This is a genomic window from Corynebacterium sp. (assembly GCF_012837295.1).
Lineage (GTDB): Bacteria > Actinomycetota > Actinomycetes > Mycobacteriales > Mycobacteriaceae > Corynebacterium.
On record NZ_DURI01000140.1, the window covers coordinates 1 to 3,601 of the forward strand.

The 3,601-nt window shown below is 73.5% G+C and carries 2 protein-coding genes; both read left to right on the forward strand.

The window, feature by feature from the left end:
• A partial coding sequence (locus GX015_RS04750; RefSeq protein WP_291343178.1) for a UrvD/REP family ATP-dependent DNA helicase occupies window positions 1-2,074 on the forward strand: 2,074 nt, incomplete at its 5' end.
• Window positions 2,071-3,601, forward strand: a 1,531-nt coding sequence (locus GX015_RS04755; protein WP_291343179.1) for an ATP-dependent helicase, incomplete at its 3' end; no start/stop codon positions are given. The genes GX015_RS04750 and GX015_RS04755, both read left to right, overlap by 4 nt.

Consider the following 3,601-nt stretch of genomic DNA (forward strand, 5'->3'; position numbering starts at 1 on the left):
GGCCCGCGTCGTCGTGCACGACACGGGGATGGGGGAGAAGGCGACCATCGCGGATTTCCTGCGCCGCGCGCACCTGGAGGACGGGGTGGCGTGGAAGGACATGGCGGTGCTGGTGCGTTCGGGGGCGGGGGAGTCGGCGCTGCACCGGTCGTTGGCGCGCGCCGGGGTGCCCGTGCGCATGGACCCCACCGACGTCGTCCTCGGCGAGCAGCGCATGGTCGCCGCGCTGGTCCTGGCGTTGCGGGCCGTCGACGAAGGGCTCGAGCCGTCGGAGTGGGAGCGGCTGCTCACCGGTCCCTTGGGCAACGCCGACCCCGTGACGTTGACGCGTCTGGTCCGCGGCGTGCGGCGGGCGGACTTGTCGGGCGGCCGGGCCATGGACCGCATCATCGGCCTGCTCGCCGCGGACGAGCGCACGCCGGAGCAGGAGGAGCTCATCGAGGGTCTGCCCGAGCGCGAACGTGACGTGCTGGCGGGGCCGCTGCGCATCCTCGACGCCGGCCGCGGGGCCCGGGCCGAGGGCGTGGAGGCCGTCGCGTGGGCGCTGTGGGAATCCTCCGGCCTGGCCGATCATCTGATGGCGGCGTCCCTGCGGGGCGGCGCGGCGGGGTCGGCGGCGGATCGGGACCTCGATGGGGTGATGACGTTCTTCGACTTCCTCGGCGACCTCGTCGAGGGCGACCCCGCCATGACCATCGCGGGCGTCGTCCGCGAGATCGCGGCGCATGAGCTGCCCACGGGTGCCCGCGATCGGCGTGGCGCGGAGCGGGAGGCCGTGGTCATCCTGTCCGCCCATGCGGCGCTCGGCCGGGAGTGGGAGGCGGTGGCCGTCGCCGGGGTGCAGGAGGACGTGTGGCCGTCGCTGGGCCGCACGGGTTCGGTCGTCGGCCAGGGCGAGCTGGTCGATCTTCTCGACGAGGGCATCGAGCCGGGCACGCCCGTCTCGCACGCCGCGGAGCGGTTGGCGGAGGAGCGTCGCCTGTTCCACGTCGCCGTGTCGCGGGCGCGGCGCCGCCTGCTGGTCACGGCCGTGGACGCCCCGGATGACGAGGGGGCGCCGAGCCGTTTCCTCGGGGAACTCGGGGAGGACGTGGAGTTGAAGACCGCGGCGCCGGAATCCTCCGAGTCGGCGGCAGCGGTTCTGCCCGCGGCCGAGACGTCGGAGGACGTCACCCGCGTGCTGTCCATGGGGTCGCTGCTGGCGGAGCTGCGCGCGGCGGTGCTGTCGGAGTCGGCGGGCCCGGTGCGGCGGGCGCAGGCGGCGCGGCAGCTTGCCCGTTTGGCCGCCGATGGCGTCCCCGGCGCGGACCCGTCGCAGTGGTGGGGCCTCGCCGATCCGAGCACGGACGAACCGGTCGCGTCCGCGCCGGTGCGGGTGAGCCCGTCGAAGGTGGGGCAGGTCCTCGAATGCCCGTTGCGGGCGCTGTTGGAGCAGCCGTCGTCGTCGGATCAGATGTCGCTGGGCACGGCGTTCCACCGGGTTGTCGAGGCCCTGGAAGATGGCGTGTCCGTCGAAGATGCGGTGCAGTCGCTCGTGCGCGCGCTGCCGGAGATCGTCGACGAGCCCGCCTGGCGGGTCGAGGCAATGCAGCGCGAGTGGACCGAGGCCGTGGAGGCCTGGGCCGCGTGGTCCGCGGGGTCGCGGTCGGTGGGCACGGAGGTCGGGGTCCAGGTTCCGCTTGGCGACGACGCCGTCATCGCCGGGCGCATCGATCGCCTGGAGGAGCATCCCGAGGGCGGGGTGACCATCGTCGACGTCAAGACCGGGGCGACCGTGCCCTCGGCGAAGGATGCCGAGGAGAATCCGCAGTTGGCCACCTACCAGTTGGCGCTGGCGGAGAGCGGCACGGAGGTCGCCGGCGCGAAGCTGGTCTACCCGCGCAAGGCGGTCGCCTCGGGCGCGTCGGTGCGGGTGCAGTCGGCGCGGACGCCGGAACAGCTGGCGCAGTGGCGGCAGACGGTGCTGGACGTGGCCGGGAAGTTGCGCGGACCGGGGGCATTGGCCACGCCGGGCCGGCAGTGCGATCACTGCGGGGTCCGCCTGGCGTGCCCCGCGAAGGAGGGCGACCGATGAGCGATCGGGCGATCATCGACCCGGTGACGCTGTCCCGCATGATCGGGCAGCCGCACCAGCCGACCCCGGCTCAGGCCGAGGTCATCGGCGCTCCTCCGGAGCCGCTGCTCGTCGTCGCCGGCGCCGGCGCGGGAAAAACCGAGACCATGGCCGCCCGCGTCGTGTGGCTGGTGGCCAACGGATTCGTGCGGCCCGAAGAGGTGTTGGGGCTGACGTTCACGCGCAAGGCGGCCCGCGAGCTGGGTCAGCGCATTCGCGAACGACTGGCGGCCCTGGCGGCCAGCCGCGCCTTCGACAAGGTGGCCGCCCCGGAGGTGCGCGAGGCGCTTCGGGTGATCACGCCCGAGGTGTCCACGTACGACGCCTACGCGGGATCGCTCGTCCGCGAGTACGGCCTGCTGTTGCCGGCCGAGCCCGGGGCGGAGGTCCTCGACGGCGCGACGCAGTGGCAGTTGGCCTGGGAACTGGTCCGCGACCGGGGTTCGATTGCGACTGAACTGGGTGTGGGCGATCTCGTCGGCAAGCTCATGACCCTGTCCGAGGAGATCGACTCCAACCTCGCGTCGGTCGGGGAGGTGCGGGAGCAGACGGAGGCGTTCATCGCGAATGTCGCCCAGACCCCGAAGGCGCCGCGGCAGAAGAAGGACCTGCACTCGAAGCTCGAGTCTCCGCTGCGCGCCCAGCATGATCGGTTGGCGCTGCTGCCGCTGGTCGGGGAGCTGCGGCGCCGTCACGAGGACGAGGGCGCGGTGACCTTCGGCCGGCAGATGGCCATGGCCGCCCGGCTCGCCGACGGCATCGCCGAAGTCGGCGCGGCCGAGCGCAGGCGGTTCCGCGTGATCATGCTCGACGAGTACCAGGACACCTCCCATGCGCAGCGCGTCCTGCTGCGGGCTCTGTTCGCGGGCACGGCGGTGACGGCCGTCGGCGATCCGATGCAGGCGATCTACGAATGGCGGGGGGCGACGGCCGCGAATCTGACGCGGTTCGTCACCGACTTCCCGCGGCCCGACGGACGCCCGGCGGAAAAGAAGCAGCTGCTGACGTCGTGGCGCAATCCGTCGGCGGTGCTGGAGCTGGCCAACGACGTCTCCGCCCGCGCGTTCGGGGCCGGCCCGCGCACCGTCGAGGAGCTCACGCCCCGGAAGGGTGCCGGCCGGGGCGCGGTGCGCCTGGCGCTGCACGCGACCGTCGACGATGAGCTGGCGTGGGTCGCCGGGCACATGGCCGAGGAATTCCGGGCAGCGCGGGAGGAGGGCCGGCCGATCACCGCCGCGGTGCTGGTTCGGAAAAACAAGCACTCCGCCGCGATCCTCGACGCGCTGACCGCCGCCGGCGTGCCCGCGGAGATCGTCGGTCTGGCGGGCCTGCTGACGCTGCCGGAGATCCTCGATGTCATCGCCTGCCTTCGGGTACTGGCCGATCCGGCCGATGACGCCGCGATGCTGCGCATCCTCACGTGGCCGCGGGCTCCGCTGGGCGCCGCGGACATCGCCGCCCTCGGCCGCCGCGCCCGCCAGCTCGCCC